Below are 19,982 nucleotides of genomic sequence, written 5' to 3' on the forward strand. Positions count from 1 at the left end.
TCAGGCGTATTTTGAATTATACTGTATAAAAAGGGGAGCAAAGCTCCTAAAACGATTATGGAGGTTGTTACTATGAGTTTTTTGCTTGATGGTTTACGTGCACTTACCTGGCAGCAGGTTGTCATGTATCTGGTGGGAATCGTGCTGATCTGGCTTGCTATTAAGAAGGATTACGAACCATCTCTGCTTCTGCCTATGGGGTTTGGAGCAATTCTGGTGAATCTGCCCTTGTCTGGAGTGCTTGATCAGACACTACAAGGTGGCATTTCTACCAGCGGTATTATCCAGTGGCTGTTCAAGATCGGAATCGATGCATCGGAAGCTATGCCGATTTTGTTGTTTATCGGTATCGGAGCGATGATCGATTTTGGACCATTGTTGTCGAATCCCTTGATGTTCCTTTTTGGAGCCGGTGCTCAGTTCGGTATTTTTGCTGCAATACTTCTGGCATCCTTGTTTGGGTTCAGTTTAAACGATGCTGCTTCGATTGGAATTATAGGAGCGGCGGATGGACCTACGTCAATTCTGGTATCTCAGATTCTGCATTCAAAGTATATTGGAGCGATTGCGGTGGCGGCCTATTCTTACATGGCCCTGGTTCCCATCGTTCAGCCGTTTGCGATCAAACTTGTCACCACGAAAAAAGAGCGGAGAATTCATATGGATTACAATCCCAGCTCCGTCTCTAAAAAGATGAGAATTGTATTCCCGATTGCAGTTACAATTATTGTTGGGTTTGTCGCGCCTCAGTCAGTGGCATTAGTTGGATTTTTAATGTTCGGCAATCTGATCCGTGAATGTGGCGTCCTCGGTACAATGTCTGACACAGCCCAAAACAATCTTTCGAACTTGATTACATTGCTTCTGGGAATCACAATTTCCTTCAGCATGAGAGCGGATCAGTTTGTGACCGTTGACACACTTATTATCATGCTCATCGGTCTGTTTGCCTTTGTCATGGATACGATCGGTGGTGTTCTGCTTGCAAAATTTATGAATCTTTTTCTCAAGAAGAAAATCAACCCTATGGTCGGCGGCGCAGGAATATCAGCATTTCCGATGTCATCACGCGTCATCCAGAAGATGGCCATGGAAGAAGATCCAACCAATATCATCTTGATGCATGCTGCAGGTGCCAATGTGTCCGGCCAGATCGCATCGGTTATAGCGGGCGGCATGGTGATTAACCTGGTAACACAGTTTCTGAAGTAGGAGGGCAGATGATGAACAATATTTTGATATCTCTTGAAATCATGGTGAAGGGCATGGCGGGTATATTCGTCACAATTCTGATCATCATGTTATTTGTATGGCTGATGGGTAAATTCGGAAACAAAGAATAAGCTGACTTTTTTACACTTATAATGTTCGCATATTTTATTCATACATTGACACTGCACTGCTGGTATTTTCCAGTATCTGCGGTGTCTTTTCATCTTCATATATCCCTTGCTTGAAATTGAAATTCGTATGGTTTATAATGAGGAAACAGGATTGAAAGTTTGAAAGATCGAAGGAACAAGAATACCGACAATCTGCAAGCATTATAATTAAGGATAGAAACAGGAGATATTAAGAATGGTTAAAACAAGATTTGCACCCAGTCCCACAGGAAGAATGCATGTGGGGAACTTGAGAACAGCATTGTATGCGTATTTGATTGCCAAACATGCGTGCGGCAGTTTTATGCTTCGTATCGAGGACACGGATCAGGAGCGTTTTATGGAAGGGGCTTTGGATATCATATATGAGACTTTGAGGGAGACGGGACTTGAGCATGACGAAGGACCTGATAAAGATGGGGGTGTCGGCCCTTATGTGCAAAGTGAGAGAAATGCTCAAGGTATCTACATGAAATATGCAAAACAGCTGATTGAGCAGGGAGATGCATATTACTGTTTCTGCGATAAAGAGCGGCTGGAATCTTTATCTGTCAATGTCAATGGAAAAGAAATCCATATGTATGATAAACACTGCATGCATCTGACCAAAGAAGAGACTAGGGAAAACCTGGATGCCGGAAAGCCTTATGTAATTCGTATTAATATGCCAACAGAGGGGACGACCACTTTTCATGATGAAATCTATGGTGATATCACTGTGGACAATGCAGAGTTGGATGATATGATTCTGATAAAATCTGACGGTTTTCCGACTTACAATTTTGCCAACGTAGTGGATGATCATCTGATGGGAATTACTCATGTGGTCCGGGGAAATGAATATTTATCATCAGCACCAAAATATAACCGCTTGTATGAGGCCTTTGGATGGGAAGTTCCGAAATATGTTCACTGTCCGCTGATTACGAATGAACAGCATGAGAAACTCTCGAAGAGAAGTGGACATTCCTCTTATGAAGATCTAATTGATCAGGGATTCTTAAGCGAGGCGGTCGTTAATTTCGTGGCACTCCTTGGATGGAGTCCTGAGGGAGAGCGGGAGATTTTTTCTCTGGACGAGCTTGTCAAGATTTTTGACTACCACAGAATCAACAAATCACCGGCAGTGTTTGATATGACAAAACTGAAGTGGATGAACGGCGAATATATCAGGAAGATGGATGATGAAGTATTTTATAAGAAAGCTCTTCCTTACTTGAAGAGTGTTCTAAAAAGAGATTATGACTTCCGCAAGATTGCATCCATGGTAAAGACAAGGATTGAAGTACTCCCTGAGATACCGGAGATGGTGGACTTTTTTGAAAAAGTGCCGGAATATGATGTGTCCATGTATGAGCACAAGAAGATGAAGACAAATCAGAAGACCTCTCTTGTCGTGCTAAAAGAAGTCTTGCCACTTATACAAGACCAGGAGAATTTTAGCAATGACGCATTATTTGATATACTCAGGGCATATGCCAAGGAACAAGGCTACAAGACGGGATATGTGATGTGGCCAATTCGGACAGCCCTTTCCGGAAAACAGATGACGCCGGCAGGCGCTACTGAGATCCTTGAGATTCTTGGAAAAGATGAATCTGCTGCCAGAATCACAGCTGCTATTGAAAAGCTGGAAAGTTTTTTATGAAATTCAACGATGCACAAAAAGAGGCAGTTGCCCATATGGATGGACCTATGATGGTTCTGGCAGGTCCGGGCTCCGGGAAAACAACCGTGATCACCGGCAGAACCGGCAATCTGATCAAACAGGGGATTTCTGCTTCTTCTATTCTGGTTGTCACCTTTACGAAGGCGGCAGCCAGAGAGATGAGGGAGCGCTATCTTCGTCTTATGAATCTGCATACATCGCAAGTGACTTTCGGCACATTCCATGGTGTCTTCTATGGCATTCTTCGCCATACATATAAACTTTCAGGTCAAAATATATTAAGTGAAGATCAAAAGATGAAGCTGCTTCGGGAGCTTGTAGATGCTTTTTGCCAGGAAACTGAGGATGAAAATGACCTTCTGGAGAATGTATCCAGAGAAATCAGCATTGTGAAAGATGGAAGAATGGATATCTCGTATTACTATTCCAAATGCCTTCCAGAAGAAGCGTTCCGAAAGATTTTTACAGAGTACAAGTCTTGGATGAACAACAGCAGAAAACTTGATTTTGATGATATCATGGTGTGGACCTATGAGCTTTTTCATAAACGGCCTGATATATTAAAACTGTGGCAGAATAAATTTCAATATATTTTAATCGACGAATTTCAGGATATCAATCCAATCCAATATGATATTATCCGCATGTTGGCCGCTCCTTTGAATAATTTATTCATCGTGGGAGATGATGACCAGTCTATCTACCGTTTCCGTGGTGCAAAACCCGAGATTATGCTTAACTTTCCAAAAGATTACCCGGACGCTCGTCAGGTAAATCTGGATATGAACTATCGAAGTACTGGTGAGATCGTGAAAAAATCCCAAATTCTGATCCGGGAAAATGATAAGAGGTTTTCCAAAAGGCTTCAAACATGCAGGGAAGAGGGCGAATCCATAGATATACATATTTTTGAAGATGATCAGTCGGAAGTTGCGTATATGATTGATGATATACGTGAATACTTAAAATCAGGAAAAGAATATCAGGATATCGCTGTTCTCTTTCGAACAAATACTGCCAGCAGAAAGAGTGTGGAGCAGTTGATGGCTTATAATATGCCTTTTCATATAAGAGATGGTTTGCCTAATCTTTATGAACACTGGATTGCGAAAGATATTATCGCTTATCTGAATATTGCCGGCGGAAGCAGGAAGAGAAGTGATTTTCTGAGAATTGCTAACAAACCGAATCGTTATCTTGCCAGAAAAGTATTCTTTGATCCGGAAGTATCTTTCGAATCTCTATATCAGGAATATGAAGAGCGGCAGTGGATGTGGGAACGGATTGAAAAGCTGGAACATGACCTGAAGGTTTTAAAGCCTATGACGCCTTTTGGTGCAATGAACTATATCAGATATGGTATTGGATACGAGGAGTATCTGAAAGAATATGCACAATACCGCAGGATACGGGTTGATGAATTGCATGAGGTGTTAGATGAACTGCAGGATACGACGAGAGGATTCGACCATGTAAAAGACTGGTATCAACATATCAATCTATATACAGAACAATTAAAACGACAAAATCAGGACAAGAAAAATCAGCCTGAGGGGATTACGATTTCCACACTCCACAGTATCAAAGGGCTTGAGTATGACAATGTCTATATTTTAGATGTCAATGAGGGGATGATTCCTTATAAGAAAGCAATACTGCCGGAAGATTTGGAGGAAGAACGCCGCATGTTCTATGTTGGAATGACGAGAGCAAAGAATAAACTCCACCTTTTTGCTGTTCAAAAACGTCGTGAAAAGAAAGAAGAGATGTCCAGATTTCTTCTTGAGATAGCACCTAATCTTTCCTAAAATTGTATGGTTTTATATTGAAAAATATTTAACAATATAGTACAATGAAACCGTAAATAATTGATTGGTTATGTCATGGAGGAGGATGGCCGATGATAAAAATACTATTTTACGATACAAAGAGTTACGACAGAGAGTCTTTCGATCATGTTTTGAGTCAGTATTCTGATATTCAGATTAAATATTTCGATGCAGATCTCGATCCGATTACTGCAGCTCTGGCATCGGGATATGACGCGGTTTGTGCGTTTGTCAGCTCCGATGTGGGTAAAAAAACCATACAGGTACTGCATAAGGCGGGGGTAAAGCTGGTTTTGATGCGTTGTGCAGGATTTAACAATGTAGATCTAAATGCGGCAGAAGAATATAATATTAAGGTGCTGCGTGTACCGGGCTATTCACCTGAGGCAGTTGCGGAGCATGCGATGGCTCTGGCACTTGGTGTGAACCGCAGACTTCACAAAGCCTATGTTAAAGTAAGAGAAAATGACTTCAGCCTGCAAGGACTGATGGGGGTGAATTTTCACGGTAAGACAGCTGGAATCGTGGGAACCGGAAGAATCGGAGCAGCAATGGCTAAAATCTGTCATGGATTTGGCATGAAAGTTATTGCTTATGATGTCTATGAAAATCAGGAACTGAAATCGTTTGTAACTTATACATCCCTCAACGATTTACTTAAGAAAAGTGATTTGATTTCACTCCACTGCCCACTTACGGATAAGACACGTCATATGATAAACCGCAGTGCGATTGCCAAGATGAAAGATGGAGTTATTCTGGTCAACACTTCCAGGGGAGCACTGGTTAAAACAGATGAACTGATCGAGGGAATTCGGGCGAGGAAGTTCTTTGGCGTCGGTCTTGATGTCTATGAAGAAGAGGCAACAAACGTCTTTGAAGATCGTTCCAATGACATATTGCAGCATTCCACAACCGCAAGGCTGCTGTCCTTCCCCAATGTTATGATTACTTCCCATCAGGGGTTCTTTACAAAAGAAGCACTGACGGCCATAGCGAAAACGACTCTGGATAATGCCAGAGCCTTTGAACGAGGATCCGAATCAGGAAATGAAGTTACAGCTTGAGATAAATGAACTTCAAATTTATAAAGATGCGTATCAGGAAAACTTAACTTTCGGATACGCATCTTTTCTATATTCAGAGATTTCTTGCATGCATGCTATTTACCACAGCTTCATTATGGTGTATGATGATACCAGTATCGAAGCAAGAAAGGAGAGTTTATGACCTGTAAAGAGTGTCAGCAGATGATTCCTGACTTTCTGAACAATTATCTGAAACCGAAAGAGTTAAAGCGTTTTATCTTTCACGTCCGTGCATGTTCGCAGTGTTATGAGGAGCTGGAAACTTATGTGATCGTAAGTCTGGCCACACAGGTATTTGACGAAAATGCGGATGTATCTTATGATATTAAGGATCTCCTGGAAAAGGATTTGAACGAAAAAGAAAATCAACTTCGCAGGAGAAAACATAGAATCATCTTCCTTGTGGTATTTATCCTGACATTTTTAATTCTGGATGTAATACTGACGATCCATTGGTTTAACGCATAAAGAAAGGTATCGATTTAATGAGCGAAAAAATTGTATTAATAGATGGACATAGTATTTTGAACCGGGCATTCTATGGCGTGCCGAATCTGTCAAACTCAGAGGGCATTCATACGAATGCGGTATATGGCTTTTTAAACATTTTGTTTAAGATACTTGAGGAGGAGCATCCGCAGTATCTGACTGTGGCATTTGATCTCAATGTTCCTACGTTCCGCCACAATCGCTATGCCGAATATAAAGGGACGAGAAAACCTATGCCGGGTGAGCTTGCAGAGCAGGTACCCCTGATGAAGGAAGTTCTGAAAGCGATGGGAGTGACAATTGTGACAAAAGAGGGGTATGAGGCTGATGATATCTTAGGAACCCTTGCAGCGAAGTGTGAGACAGGCGGGATGGAAGTCACAATTGTGTCAGGAGACCGGGACTTGCTTCAGCTGGCCACAGATCACACGATGATACGAATCCCTAAGACTAGATTTGGTCAGACTACCATAGAAGATTATCATGCGGGTGATGTGGTTGCCAAATATCAGCTGCTGCCATATCAGATTATTGAACTGAAGGCACTGATGGGTGACGCCTCTGATAATATTCCTGGAATTCCGGGAGTAGGTGAAAAAACGGCGACAAAGATCCTACTGGAATATCAGAATATTGAAAATGCTCATGAACATGTGGAGGATATCAGACCGAATAAGGCAAAAAACTCCCTGAAAGAACATTATGATATGGCTAAGCTTTCAAAAGAGCTCGCAACGATCTGTACGGATTGTCCGATTGATTTTGATATCGAAAGTGCCCGAATGACAAATTTTTATACACCTGAGGCATACGAGATTTTTCGCAGGCTTGATTTTAAAAATCTGCTGACGCGGTTTGATGAAGAAACTGCGGTTTCAGAGAAGCCGCTTGAGACAGAAATCATTCGAAATAAAGACAAACTGGGGAAAATTATTCAGAGTGCCTGTGATCACGGTACGGTCGGCATTTCACTGATTATTCAGGAAAAGCTTTGGGGTATTGGTATCTCTTTTGGAAGAGAAGAGGTATATTACGCTCCGGTGGGAGATCTTTTAGAAGAGGAGTACTTAAAAGAGAAGCTGGATCTTCTTTTCTCAAAATGCGATATAGTTTCAGTGCTGGATCTCAAAGAGGCTCTTAAATTTACAAGAGCAGCAAAACAGAAAAATGTATTCGATGCACAGATTGCGGCTTATCTTATTAATCCCCTGAAAGCAAAGTATACGTATGATGATATTGCAAAGGAATTCGCAGGTGAGATGCTTGCGACCGTAGAAGATTTATTCGGCAAGAGTAAACTGCCGAAACTTGGAACGGTGTCGATGGATATTCTTGCTGCTTACGCAGGAAATATGGCCTACAGCGTATACTGTTCCAGGGATCCACTTGAAAAAATGCTGAAAGATCTCAATATGTATGAATTATATACCAGAATTGAGATACCGTTGGCATTTACTTTATATGATATGGAACAGGCGGGCATGCGTGTCGATGCACAATCATTAAAAGAGTATGGGGATAAGCTGAAACTTCGCATTGATGAATTAGAACAGTCGATCTATCAGCAGGCTGGTGAGAAGTTCAATATCAATTCGCCCAAACAATTGGGGGTAGTTCTTTTTGAAAAATTACAACTTCCCGGGGGAAGAAAGACGAAGACCGGATATTCTACGGCTGCTGATATACTGGAAAAGATGGCCCCAAGTGCCCCGATTGTAAACGACATACTGGAATACAGACAGATGACGAAACTGAAATCTACGTATGCGGATGGACTGGCAGGTTATATTGGAGCGGATGATAGAATTCATTCTACATTTAACCAGACAATAACAGCAACCGGCCGTATCAGCAGCACAGAACCCAATCTGCAGAACATACCAATCCGCATGGAGTTGGGTAAGATGATCCGGAAGGTCTTCATACCAAAAGACGGATGTTTGTTTATTGATGCGGACTATTCCCAAATTGAGCTCCGTGTTCTTGCATCCCTCTCAGCGGATGAGAACCTGATTGAAGCTTACCGCGAAGAGAAAGATATTCACAGAATGACGGCTTCAAAGGTTTTTCATGTTCCCTTTGGTGAGGTAACCCCATTGCAGAGAAGAAACGCAAAAGCGGTTAATTTTGGAATTGTGTATGGTATCAGTTCCTTTGGGCTGAGTCAGGATTTGAATATCTCCCGAAAGGAAGCTTCACAGTACATTGAGGATTATTTTAAAAACTATCCCAAGATAAAAGAATTTCTGGATGAGAAGGTAAAAACGGCGAAAGAAGACGGATATGTTACGACCAAGTTCGGACGAAGAAGACCTATTCCAGAGTTAAAATCAAGTAATTTTATGCAGCGGTCTTTTGGCGAACGCGTTGCGATGAACGCTCCGATTCAGGGGACGGCGGCTGATATTATAAAAATTGCAATGATCCGTGTGAATGAACGATTAAAAAACGAGGGATACAAGTCCAAACTACTGCTTCAGGTTCACGATGAACTTCTTATTGAGGCACCGGAAACTGAAGTGAAAGACGTTTCGGCACTTTTGAAAGAGGAGATGACAGGTGCAGCTGATCTTGCAGTGGCGCTTGAGGTTGATATGCATACGGGAAAAGACTGGTATGATGCACATTAGGAGGATGCAAAGAAGATGAAAGTTATAGGCATCACCGGAGGTGTAGGATCCGGAAAAAGCGAAGTTTTAAATTATATTGGCAGACATTATGAAGCTGCTGTTGTCCAGGCAGATGAGGCGGCGCATCTTCTGATGCAGCCGGGTGGAGCATGCTATCCGGCAGTGATGAAACTGCTGGGGCCTGGATTTACGGATCAGTCAGGAGATCTGGACAGGGAAAGAATTGCATCCGTCATTTTCCATGATGATGTCATTCGAACACAGATCAATCAGATAGTGCATCCCGCGGTCAAACAATATGTTCTCGAGTCGATAGAGAGAGAAAGACAGGCCGGGACACCTCTTTTTTTAATCGAGGCTGCACTTTTGATTGAGGATCATTACGACGAAATCTGCGATGAATTGTGGTATATCTATGCGGATGAACCGGTTCGAAGAAAACGGCTGGTTCAGGACAGACTTTATGCGAGTCAGAAGATTGATGAGATCATGAAAAGTCAGCTTTCGGAGGTAGAATTTTCCAGCCACTGCGATTTTGAAATCAACAACAGTGGTGATCTGGCGGACACCATAAAACAGATAGATTCGAGGTTACATACATATGAAACTTTGTAGTATAGCAAGTGGGAGCAGCGGAAACTGTATCTTTGCCGGAAGTGATTCGACAAGTGTCTTAATTGATGCCGGGATCAGCGGAAAACGCGTTGAAAATGGACTTAATACGATTGGGTTTACGGGAAGAGATCTGGATGGAATTTTGATCACACATGAGCATTCAGACCATATCAAAGGTCTGGGTGTGCTTGCAAGAAAACTTCATCTTCCGATTTACGCGACAGTAGGAACAATTGATGCTATTCTTGGATGCAGCAGCCTGGGGAAATTTCCTGACAGTATCTTCAGGGAAGTGAGGGCGGATGAAGCTTTCAAAATTGGAGATCTTAATATCGATCCCTTTACAATTTCTCATGATGCAGTGGAACCGGTTGGATACAGAATCAGTCACAACAACAGTTCTGTCGGCATCGCAACGGACCTTGGAAAATACGATGAATATATTATCCGTCATCTGCAGGGACTGGATGCACTGCTGCTGGAGGCAAATCATGATGTCAATATGCTTCAGGTCGGAAGTTATCCTTATTATCTGAAACAGCGAATTCTGAGTGATAAAGGTCATCTTTCTAACTGCAGTGCAGGACAATTGTTATGTAAGTTACTTCATGACGGGATGAAGGAGATCATGCTTGGGCACCTGAGCAGGGAGAACAACTATGAGGCGCTGGCATTTGAGACGGTCTGCTCAGAAGTGACGATGGGAGACAATCCATACAAATCAAAAGATTTTCATATTCAGGTGGCAAAAAGAGAAGAAGTATCAAAACCAGTTACTGTCTGAGAATCGTATGTATAATTTTATTCGGGAGAACAATAAGATGAAAAGAACAATAATTAGTGTTGTGGGAAAAGATACAGTAGGTATCATAGCAAAGGTGTGTTCCTATCTGGCATCTGTTAACGTAAATATTGAAGATATCACACAGACAATTATACAAGGTTTCTTTAATATGATGATGATTGTCGATACTTCCTCGTCTTCGAAAGATTTTCAGACGATATCCTCAGAGTTAAAAGAGATCGGAGATAATATTGGTGTCACGATTCTGTGCCAACATGAGGAGATCTTCGATATGATGCACAGAATATAGGGGGTTTTTCTATGATTAATATGCTTGAAGTCAATGAGACGAATCACATGATCTCAGAAGAAAATCTGGATGTGAGAACGATCACAATGGGTATCAGCCTTTTGGATTGCATCGATTCTGATCTTACGAAAGTAAACGAAAAGATTTATCATAAAATTATCACATATGCCAGAAAGCTGGTAAGTACTGGAGACGAGATTACCGCACAGTATGGGATTCCTGTTGTGAACAAACGAATATCTGTGACTCCGATCGCCCTTGTCGGGGCAGCCGCGTGCAAAAGGCCTGAGGACTTTGTCACGATTGCAAAAACCCTCGACTGTGCTGCGCACGAGGTCGGTGTCAATTTTATAGGAGGATATTCGGCACTGGTATCGAAAGGAATGACCCCGGCAGAAGAAAACCTTATCCGCTCTATTCCTGAGGCCATGGCAAAGACTGAAAATGTCTGTGCGTCTGTCAATGTAGGATCTACAAAGACAGGCATCAATATGGATGCAGTACGGCTGATGGGTAAAATAATTAAAGAAACAGCCTACGCCACAAAAGATGAAAACTGCATGGGATGTGCCAAATTGGTTGTGTTTTGCAACGCTCCGGACGATAATCCTTTTATGGCCGGTGCCTTTCACGGGGTAACAGAGGCCGATGCTGTGATCAATGTCGGTGTCTCCGGTCCCGGAGTGGTAAAGCATGCGCTGGAAAAGGTAAGAGGTGAAGACTTTGAAGTGCTCTGTGAGACGATTAAGAAGACTGCTTTTAAAGTGACACGTGTCGGACAACTTGTCGCAGGGGAAGCATCCAGACGTCTTGGAGTTCCATTTGGAATTGTGGATCTCTCTCTGGCCCCGACACCGGCAATAGGCGATTCTGTGGCAGAAATTCTTGAGGAGATCGGGCTGGAGGCTGTCGGAGCTCCCGGTACAACAGCGGCACTTGCACTTTTGAATGATCAGGTGAAAAAGGGTGGTGTTATGGCATCCTCTTACGTGGGAGGGTTAAGCGGTGCATTCATCCCGGTCAGTGAGGATCAGGGAATGATTGATGCGGTAAATGCAGGTGCCCTTACGATAGAAAAACTGGAGGCGATGACCTGCGTCTGTTCCGTGGGATTGGATATGATTGCGCTTCCGGGGGATACATCGGCTGCAACACTTTCCGGAATCACAGCAGATGAGATGGCTATCGGAATGATCAATCAGAAAACCACAGCTGTTCGTCTGATCCCTGTGATCGGAAAGGGTATTGGAGATATGGTTGAGTTTGGCGGCCTTTTGGGATATGCTCCTATTATGCCGGTGAATCGTTTTTCATGTGAAAAGTTTATCAGCAGAAAAGGCAGGATACCCGCTCCGGTTCACAGCTTTAAGAATTGATGATGACCAGAGGAATACTTCTCTCATCACAGGTGGCTTGACAGGATTTTATGGCAGCGACAGAATGATAGAGATTACTTGCAAACAAATCTTCGTAATAGGTTTCAAGCGGGGAATCGGCAAGTTTTCCTACAAGAGGACGTCTCGAGGATTTTTTTATTGCTGTGAGCAGAGGGACTGCATCGCGCCGAAACCCTAGCATTCTCAAAAAAGACGGCGTATGCTCTCTTTGATCGATGTTGAGGATGGCGTGCAGCAAAGAGCGGTTAATCCGTGTCCGGGTGATATCTCTAGTTTTTAAAAGGGCGGAAAATTGCGAAAAGCTCTGAAAATCCGAAAGAGATCCCACGGCCCTGTTTGCGAGACTTTTCGGAAAATCAAGATATGAGGTCAGCTGATCTGCCGTGTGCTGCAGCAAAGAGTATTTTAAAAGCAGGGAATAGTCATCTTCAGTCATGAAACTATTGTTTTTCAGGCAGTCCATGAGATCTGTCAGTGTGTTATGAGGGACCAGATCTTTTAGGTGTTTCGATTTTTTTTCCAGAAGCAGCCTGCGGATAGCAGTTGCAGAGGCATACTTAGAGTCTGTTTCAATGGAATGGTAATTATTTGATGTTCGATGGACTGTACAAGGGATGATGGAGCTGTTCAGCTCCTTTAATGCTCGGATATATTCAATGCCAAGTATATTATTTGGCGCACAGAGAAACTCTGTGGATAAGTCTGACTCTCTGTTTGGATAAGTAAAAGCGTAAGCTCTCTGTAGGGCTTTTTGATGGGCTGCGGGATAGGAACAACCTTTTTTCTGCTCTTCTTTTAGTATCGTCTTGTAACAGTTTGGCTCTTTGTTTACAATATCGGCGATCTCAAGAAAAGGACTAATGCTTCCGTGCTCACTTCCGAAACAGAGATAATCGACAACTCCAAGGTCATTCAGTATAGATACTGCTCCTTTTGCAAAATCTCTGGCACTGGATGTAGCATAGCGGACAGGAAGTTCAAGGACGAGATCGGCACCGCAATTCAGAGCCATTTTTGCCCTCAGATGTTTTTCTATGATAGCAGGAGTACCTCTTTGTACATAATCTCCGCTCATGACGATGACGAGGTAGTCCGCACCCGTCATCTTGCGGGCCTGTTCCATCTGATATGCATGTCCATTGTGAAAAGGGTTATATTCTGCTATGATTCCTGTAACTGTCAACTGGTACCTCCTGAGTAAGTGTATGCAAAAAAGAACAAAGTTACTTAACTGATATTATAACAGAAATACCGTAAACACAAGGCTTTTTCGACATTTTCATATTTTTATAAAAAAGGCGAAAAGACCTTGAGGTCTATAGCTTTAAGTAATATAATAGAAACAATGGATAAAAAAACCCCTTCGGGGCGGAAAGGATACATGAAACATGGAATTTATTGATACAATTAAAGAAAAAGCAAGAGAGGACAAGAAGACCATTGTGCTGCCTGAGACAGAAGACAGAAGAACTCTGGAAGCGGCAGATCAGATCTTAAAGGAGGATCTTGCCAATATTATTCTTATCGGATCTAAAGACGAGATTGAGAAGGGGAGCACAGGACTTGATCTGTCCAAGGCTGAATTTGTCGATCCTGAAACTTATGAAAAGACACAGTCTTATATTGACAAGGTTGTAGAACTTCGTTCAAAGAAGGGAATGACCCCGGAAAAAGCAAAAGAGACAATTTTAAATGACTACACCTATTACGGCGTAATGATGGTTAAGATGGGTGATGCAGACGGACTGGTGTCTGGAGCTTGTCATTCAACTGCGAACACATTGCGTCCCTGTCTTCAGATTCTGAAGACTAAACCAGGCACAAAGCTGGTTTCTGCTTTTTTCCTGATGGATGTGCCTGATTGTGAGTACGGAGAAGATGGTCTGTTTGTATTCTCGGACTGTGGCCTGAATCAGAACCCGAACTCGGAAGAGTTGGCAGCTATTGCGGGTGCATCTGCCGATTCTTTCAGACTGCTGACCGGAAAGGACCCAAAAGTTGCCATGCTTTCTTATTCGACAATGGGAAGTGCAAAACATGCGGATGTGGATAAAGTTGCCGAGGCGACTAAGCGTGCGAAAGAATCTTATCCAGATCTCACACTTGATGGGGAACTTCAGCTTGATGCGGCTATTGTTCCCGAAGTTGGGAAGTCAAAAGCACCGAAAAGTAAGGTCGCAGGAAATGCGAATGTCTTGATATTCCCGAATCTCGATGCAGGAAATATTGGTTACAAGTTGGTTCAAAGACTTGGAAATGCAGAAGCTTATGGTCCTCTGACACAGGGAATAGCTGCACCGGTTAACGATCTTTCACGTGGGTGTTCTGCACAGGATATCGTGGGTGTTGTTGCGATCACAGCTGTACAGGCTCAGAATCAGTAAAAAGCGGAGGATTGATTACAAATGAATGTATTAGTAGTAAACTGTGGAAGTTCATCTTTGAAATTCCAGCTGATTAATAATGATAAACAGGATGTTCTCGCAAAAGGAATTTGCGAGCGTATTGGTATTGACGGACGTCTGGTATATGAACCGAAAAATGGAGAAAAAGAAGTGACAGATGCTCCCATGCCGACTCATGTAGAAGCTATTTCCATGGTGCTCGATGCACTCGTCAATAACAAAACTGGTGTTATTGAGTCTTTAAAAGAAGTGGATGCGGTCGGACATCGTGTCCTTCATGGAGGAATGAAGATTACTCAGCCTGTTATCATCAATGATGAGGTGATCAAAGTTATCGAAGAATGTGCGGATCTGGGACCACTCCATAATCCGGCAAACCTTATGGGAATTAGTGCATGCATGAAGCTGATGCCTGGTGTGCCGGAAGTGGCCGTTTTCGATACGGCTTTCCATCAGACAATGCCTCCAAAGGCTTATATGTATGGGATACCAAAGGAGTATTATGAGAAGTATGCGATTCGAAAATATGGTTTCCACGGAACCTCCCATAAATATGTTTCCCAAAGAACAGCTGAGTTTCTCGGGAAGGATGTCAAAGATCTGAAGACCATCGTATGCCATCTGGGCAATGGCGCTTCGCTTTCAGCGGTAAACGGCGGTGTCTGCGTAGATACATCTATGGGGCTGACCCCTCTGGAAGGTCTGATCATGGGTACAAGATCCGGTGATATTGATCCCACCGTGGTAGAATATCTCTGTAACAAAGAGCATCTGACTCCTTCGGAAACACTTACGATACTAAATAAAAAATCCGGTATGCTTGGTATGACCGGAATCTCCAGTGATTATCGTGATGTGTCTGAAGCTGCGGAAATGGGAAATAAGGAGGCGATTAACTGCCTTGAAGCATATTATTACAGGGTTATCAAGTACATTGGTTCCTATATTGCAGCTATGGGAGGCGTAGATGTTATCACGTTTACAGCAGGACTTGGCGAACATGGTATACCGCTTCGCCGGGAGATCTGCAAAGCCTTTGAGTTTATGGGACTTATGTTCGATGATGAGGCGAATGAACATGCCAATGCGAAAGAGACAGTTATTACAAAACCGGAATCCAGAATTACAGTTTGTGTGATTCCTACAAATGAAGAAATTCAGATCTGCAAAGAGACAGTTAAACTGGTAGAGCAGCAGAAAAATGCTTGACAAGCTATCTGTGAATAGGTATAATCTATAAAGTATGATTAGGAGAGAGTTATGCTGGTTGAATTATCTAAGGTGATCTTCCATGAGGGATACACCATGCAACAGGATACAAAACTGGATTTAACAGAGATTACTGTTCAGGGAGAACAGTTTCCCGTTCTGGCAGCTGATCCGGTGGAGCTTACGGTAACGAATTCCGGAGACAGTGTTTTATTGATTCAGCTTCAGGGGAAAGTATCTGCAGTGCTTCCATGTGCGAGATGCCTGGAAGATGTGAAATATGATTTCCCTCTTTCTATAGAACGTAGTGTTGATATGAAACTTTCTGCCGAAGAGATGGAAGAGTCGGAGGAAGAGTATAACTTTATTGAAAAGGGTCATCTGAATGTTGACCAACTGGTGGCGAATGAACTCTTAATCAACTGGCCGATTCGTGTTCTATGTAAAAAGGACTGCAAGGGAATCTGCAGCCGCTGCGGCGCCAACTTAAATCTTGGCGATTGTGGTTGTGACAGAGAAGAGTTAGACCCGCGAATGGCTGCATTAAAAGATATATTCAGCAAGTTTAAGGAGGTGTAATTATGTCCATCTGTCCAAAGAATAAATCATCAAAAGCAAGAAGAGACAAGAGAAGAGCAAACTGGAAAATGTCTGCTCCGAACCTTGTAAAATGCAGTAAATGTGGAGAGCTTATGATGCCTCACAGAGTATGCAAAGCTTGTGGAACATATAATAAAAAAGAAATCATCTCTGTGGACTAGTGAGAAGTTTGAGGGCTTTCCGGAAGCGGGAAGTCCTTTTTACTATACAACGTGATACACAGATTGTTATGCACTTCTAAACATTGCAAGGAGACAAGACGATGAAAGAAGATTATATTACATTTACCATTGGAAAGAAGAAAAATATTGCTCTTATTGCTCACGATAATGAAAAGGTCAAGCTTATTGACTGGTGCCAGAAGAATAAGGAACTGCTAAAGCAGCATAACCTGTGCGGGACCGGTACAACAGCCAGGATGATCACGGATCAGACAGGGCTTACGGTCAGAGCATATAACAGTGGACCTCTTGGCGGTGATCAGCAGGTTGGAGCTAAAATCGTTGAAGGAAGGATTGATTTTGTTGTGTTTTTTTCAGATCCGCTTACGGCACAACCACATGATCCCGATGTAAAAGCATTGATGCGTATCGCGCAGGTTTACGATATTCCGATGGCTGTAAACAAGGCGACTGCTGATTTTATGATACAGTCTAAGTTCATGAAAACAACGTATGACCATGAGGTGATTAACTTTAAAAAGAATGTATCAGATCGAGCCAAAAGTTTATAAAAGTAAGGGGCGTTTGAATGATGAAAAAAAGATACAAAAGTACACTGACGGCACTATGCCTGGCTGTAGTATTCACTTTGTCGGGCTGTTCATCGAAATTAACGGATAAGGTGACTGGGGATACAGACAAGATAATAGAAGAGTCTGACAGTACAGAAAAAAAAGATATAAAGCAAGTAGATGATTCTCTGGAGAAACCGAATTTTACTACGAATCTTGAAGGACAGGTTCAATACGTCATTGGCACACAGGCCGAACCATTAACGGTGGAGGCTTCGGTAAGTGACGGAGGTACCGTGTCATATCAGTGGTATTCTAATAATGTGAATTCGAACGGCGGCGGAGAACAGATTCAAGGACAAACTCAGAACACTTATGTTCCGGACACTTCCGAGGAAGGAATAAAGTATTATTTTGCTGTGGCTGCCAACACTAAGAATGATACCATTTCAAGGGCAACAAGCACTACTGTTGAGGTGCAGGTTCTCCCGGAAGGCAATTGGGTTGAGGACGGAGGACTTAAGAAATATCAGCTTCATGATGGATCATTTGTCACGAATGCATGGAAAGATATCGAGGGGAAACACTATTTCTTCGATGAAAATGGAAACATGAAGGTCGGATGGTATGAGGATCCTGAAGGATCCTGGTTCTACATGAATCCCGATGGGAATCTGGCTAAAGATACTGAGGTTGATGGATTTAAGATCGGGTCGGACGGAAAATCAGAAGATAAAAAGCAGGCAGAGGAACAGGATCCTGCACAATAATAGAAGAAAAGCAGGTACGATTATGGGTGAAAAAGTAAAGGTTGCAGTTGACGCTATGGGCGGGGACTATGCACCGGCAGAACCGGTAAAAGGGGCTGTGGATGCTGTTAATCAAAATGAGGATATCTATATTTTCCTGATTGGCCCACACAAAACAGTTAAACAGGAACTGGACAAGTTTAGCTATCCAAAGGACAGAATTGAAATTGTAGATGCAACAGAAGTCATCGAGACGGGAGAGGCACCTGTAAAGGCAATCCGTTTAAAAAAGGATTCCTCTCTTGTCAAGTCCATGAATATGGTGAGACATCAGGAGGCAGATGCTCTGGTATCAGCGGGAAGCAGCGGTGCGATTCTTGTGGGGGGTCAAGTGATTATCGGCAGAATTAAAGGCGTAAAACGTCCGCCCCTGGCGCCGCTGATTCCAACTGAGAACGGTGTTTCTCTGCTCATCGACTGTGGAGCGAATGTCGATGCACGACCGGAACATCTGTGTCAGTTTGCATCCATGGGTTCTATCTATATGGAAAATGTTATTGGTGTGAAGAATCCGAAGGTTGCAATTGTCAATATCGGAGCAGAAGAAGAAAAAGGAAATGCACTCGTGAAAGAGACTTTTCCGATGTTAAAAGCCAACCGAAATATTAACTTTATTGGAAGCATAGAAGCAAGAGATATCCCAAAAGGAACAGCTGATGTGATTGTGTGTGAAGCATTTGTCGGAAATGTGATCTTGAAACTTTATGAGGGAGTCGGTTCAACCTTGATCAAAAAGGTAAAAGAAGGGATGATGACGACTCTTCGGGGTAAGGCAGGCGGACTTCTCGTAAAGCCTGCACTGAAGGAGACACTTAAGACTTTTGATGCCAGCAGATATGGCGGGGCACCGCTTCTCGGCCTGAAGGGTCTGGTAGTCAAGACTCATGGAAGCTCGAAAGCAATGGAATTTAAGAATTCAATCTTACAATGCATCCAGTTTAAGAATGAACATATCAACGAGAAAATTGAGGAGCACATTACCGATGGTGCTGCTGGTGGAAAGGATTAGTAATGGAATTTGAAAAGTTAGTTAAAATCATAGCGGATGTCCTGAATGTGGATACGGAGGAGATTACTATGAGTACCACATTCGTCAACGATCTGGGAGCAGATTCACTGGATATCTTCCAGATTATTATGGGGATAGAGGAAGAATTCGATATTGAGATATCCAATGACGACGCAGAAAAGATTGTAACTGTCGGCGATGCCGCCTCACAGATAAAAAAAGCAATTAGCTGAAAGCAATGGGCAGGCTGTTTCAAGAGCATCATGTTGGAACAGCCTGTTACGTGGTGTCAGGGTCTGACAGCATGATATTATCACAGGAGGTTGTATGAATAAAACAGACCGTTTAAAAGAATTAGAAAAAAGAATTGAATATCGTTTTTTGGACTTTAGTCTTCTCGAAATGGCGATGAGACATAGTTCCTATACAAATGAACATAAGATGAGCAGATTAGAATGCAATGAGAGACTGGAGTTTTTGGGAGATGCTGTTTTAGAGGTTGTGTCTTCAGAATTTTTGTATAATATGTATCCGGATAAGCCAGAAGGTGAGTTGACAAAGATGCGGGCCAGTCTGGTCTGTGAACCGACATTAGCATACGATGCCAGAGAGATTGACCTCGGAAGTTTTCTCCTTTTGGGAAAAGGTGAGGAGGCCACAGGGGGAAGAAACAGAGATTCCGTGACATCAGATGCTTTTGAATCTATTATCGGAGCTATCTTTTTGGATGGTGGTTTTGCTAATGCAAAAGAGTTCATTCTGGCTCATGTTTTGGATGATGTTGAACACAAACAGCTCTTTTATGATAGCAAAACTATCCTTCAGGAAATTATTCAAGGTGAAAAAGAAGGTGATGTCACCTACGTGATTACAGGGGAAAAAGGACCAGATCATAACAAAAGCTTTGATGCGGCAGTTCTGATAGAAACAGAAAAAATTGGCGAGGGATCCGGAAAAACAAAGAAAGCGGCAGAACAACAGGCGGCTTATGATGCAATCTGTAAAATTAAAAAAAGTAGGTGAC

The 19,982-nt window shown here is 42.6% G+C and carries 21 protein-coding genes; 20 read left to right on the forward strand and 1 reads right to left on the reverse strand.

Annotated elements, in window-relative coordinates; genetic code table 11:
• Positions 1–72 precede the first annotated feature (72 nt).
• The 11 genes from INP51_RS05730 (at position 73) to INP51_RS05775 (ending at position 12,172) form a co-directional block, all read left to right on the forward strand.
• Positions 73–1,212, forward strand: coding sequence for a sodium ion-translocating decarboxylase subunit beta (locus tag INP51_RS05730; RefSeq protein WP_193736765.1), 1,140 nt, complete (start codon positions 73–75; stop codon positions 1,210–1,212).
• An 8-nt stretch (positions 1,213–1,220) separates the two neighbouring features.
• Positions 1,221–1,343 (forward strand): hypothetical protein, encoded by a 123-nt coding sequence (locus INP51_RS16300; protein WP_268885820.1) that lies wholly within the window; start codon positions 1,221–1,223, stop codon positions 1,341–1,343.
• A 235-nt stretch (positions 1,344–1,578) separates the two neighbouring features.
• On the forward strand, positions 1,579–3,030 hold the full coding sequence (gene gltX, locus INP51_RS05735; protein ID WP_193736766.1) for a glutamate--tRNA ligase: 1,452 nt from the start codon (positions 1,579–1,581) through the stop codon (positions 3,028–3,030).
• Positions 3,027–4,859 carry an ATP-dependent helicase gene (locus INP51_RS05740; protein WP_193736767.1) on the forward strand — a complete coding sequence of 611 codons (1,833 nt, stop codon included), beginning with the start codon at positions 3,027–3,029 and terminating at the stop codon, positions 4,857–4,859. Before gltX ends, INP51_RS05740 begins: the two co-directional genes overlap by 4 nt.
• Positions 4,860–4,954: 95 nt before the next feature.
• A complete protein-coding gene (locus INP51_RS05745) occupies positions 4,955–5,947 on the forward strand; it encodes a 2-hydroxyacid dehydrogenase (RefSeq protein WP_193737256.1) in 993 nt (330 codons plus the stop codon).
• Positions 5,948–6,106: 159 nt separating this feature from the next.
• Positions 6,107–6,436, forward strand: a complete 330-nt coding sequence (locus tag INP51_RS05750) for a zf-HC2 domain-containing protein (RefSeq protein WP_193736768.1) — start codon at positions 6,107–6,109, stop codon at positions 6,434–6,436.
• A 17-nt stretch (positions 6,437–6,453) separates the two neighbouring features.
• Positions 6,454–9,087, forward strand: coding sequence for a DNA polymerase I (gene polA, locus INP51_RS05755; RefSeq protein WP_193736769.1), 2,634 nt, complete (start codon positions 6,454–6,456; stop codon positions 9,085–9,087).
• A 15-nt stretch (positions 9,088–9,102) separates the two neighbouring features.
• The gene (coaE, locus tag INP51_RS05760) at positions 9,103–9,702 is read left to right on the forward strand and encodes a dephospho-CoA kinase (RefSeq protein ID WP_193736770.1); all 600 of its coding nucleotides are present in this window, start codon (positions 9,103–9,105) and stop codon (positions 9,700–9,702) included.
• Complete coding sequence (locus INP51_RS05765) at positions 9,689–10,486, forward strand: MBL fold metallo-hydrolase (protein ID WP_193736771.1); 798 nt, start codon at positions 9,689–9,691, stop codon at positions 10,484–10,486. Before coaE ends, INP51_RS05765 begins: the two co-directional genes overlap by 14 nt.
• 37 nt (positions 10,487–10,523) lie before the next feature.
• Entirely contained in the window at positions 10,524–10,796 is a 273-nt protein-coding gene (locus INP51_RS05770) for an ACT domain-containing protein (protein ID WP_193736772.1), read from the forward strand.
• Between the two features lie 11 nt (positions 10,797–10,807).
• On the forward strand, positions 10,808–12,172 hold the full coding sequence (locus INP51_RS05775) for a PFL family protein (RefSeq protein ID WP_193736773.1): 1,365 nt from the start codon (positions 10,808–10,810) through the stop codon (positions 12,170–12,172).
• On the opposite strand, the gene INP51_RS05780 is transcribed toward INP51_RS05775, so the two are convergent.
• Positions 12,162–13,376, reverse strand: coding sequence for a nucleotidyltransferase (locus tag INP51_RS05780; protein WP_193736774.1), 1,215 nt, complete (start codon positions 13,374–13,376; stop codon positions 12,162–12,164). The genes INP51_RS05775 and INP51_RS05780 overlap by 11 nt on opposite strands.
• A gap of 205 nt (positions 13,377–13,581) precedes the next feature.
• Between INP51_RS05780 and pta the strand changes: the two genes are divergently transcribed.
• The 9 genes from pta to rnc all read left to right on the forward strand — a co-directional run bounded on the left by pta (position 13,582) and on the right by rnc (position 19,981).
• Positions 13,582–14,577, forward strand: a complete 996-nt coding sequence (gene pta, locus INP51_RS05785) for a phosphate acetyltransferase (protein WP_193736775.1) — start codon at positions 13,582–13,584, stop codon at positions 14,575–14,577.
• Between the two features lie 21 nt (positions 14,578–14,598).
• Entirely contained in the window at positions 14,599–15,807 is a 1,209-nt protein-coding gene (locus tag INP51_RS05790) for an acetate/propionate family kinase (RefSeq protein WP_193736776.1), read from the forward strand.
• Positions 15,808–15,858: 51 nt separating this feature from the next.
• The gene (locus INP51_RS05795; protein ID WP_193736777.1) at positions 15,859–16,386 is read left to right on the forward strand and encodes a YceD family protein; all 528 of its coding nucleotides are present in this window, start codon (positions 15,859–15,861) and stop codon (positions 16,384–16,386) included.
• Between the two features lie 2 nt (positions 16,387–16,388).
• Positions 16,389–16,568 carry a 50S ribosomal protein L32 gene (gene rpmF / locus INP51_RS05800; RefSeq protein WP_193736778.1) on the forward strand — a complete coding sequence of 60 codons (180 nt, stop codon included), beginning with the start codon at positions 16,389–16,391 and terminating at the stop codon, positions 16,566–16,568.
• A gap of 101 nt (positions 16,569–16,669) precedes the next feature.
• Positions 16,670–17,140: a methylglyoxal synthase gene (locus tag INP51_RS05805; RefSeq protein ID WP_193736779.1), complete on the forward strand. Its 471-nt coding sequence runs from the start codon at positions 16,670–16,672 to the stop codon at positions 17,138–17,140.
• Positions 17,141–17,157: 17 nt separating this feature from the next.
• Positions 17,158–17,910, forward strand: coding sequence for a hypothetical protein (locus INP51_RS05810; protein WP_193736780.1), 753 nt, complete (start codon positions 17,158–17,160; stop codon positions 17,908–17,910).
• 22 nt (positions 17,911–17,932) lie between these two features.
• On the forward strand, positions 17,933–18,958 hold the full coding sequence (gene plsX, locus INP51_RS05815; RefSeq protein ID WP_193736781.1) for a phosphate acyltransferase PlsX: 1,026 nt from the start codon (positions 17,933–17,935) through the stop codon (positions 18,956–18,958).
• Positions 18,959–18,960: 2 nt separating this feature from the next.
• Positions 18,961–19,191: an acyl carrier protein gene (acpP, locus tag INP51_RS05820; RefSeq protein WP_193736782.1), complete on the forward strand. Its 231-nt coding sequence runs from the start codon at positions 18,961–18,963 to the stop codon at positions 19,189–19,191.
• A 94-nt stretch (positions 19,192–19,285) separates the two neighbouring features.
• Entirely contained in the window at positions 19,286–19,981 is a 696-nt protein-coding gene (rnc, locus tag INP51_RS05825) for a ribonuclease III (protein ID WP_193736783.1), read from the forward strand.
• Position 19,982 lies beyond the last annotated feature (1 nt).

Origin of the sequence: Blautia liquoris (assembly GCF_015159595.1) — a bacterium.
Classification (GTDB): Bacteria; Bacillota; Clostridia; order Lachnospirales; family Lachnospiraceae; genus Novisyntrophococcus; species Novisyntrophococcus liquoris.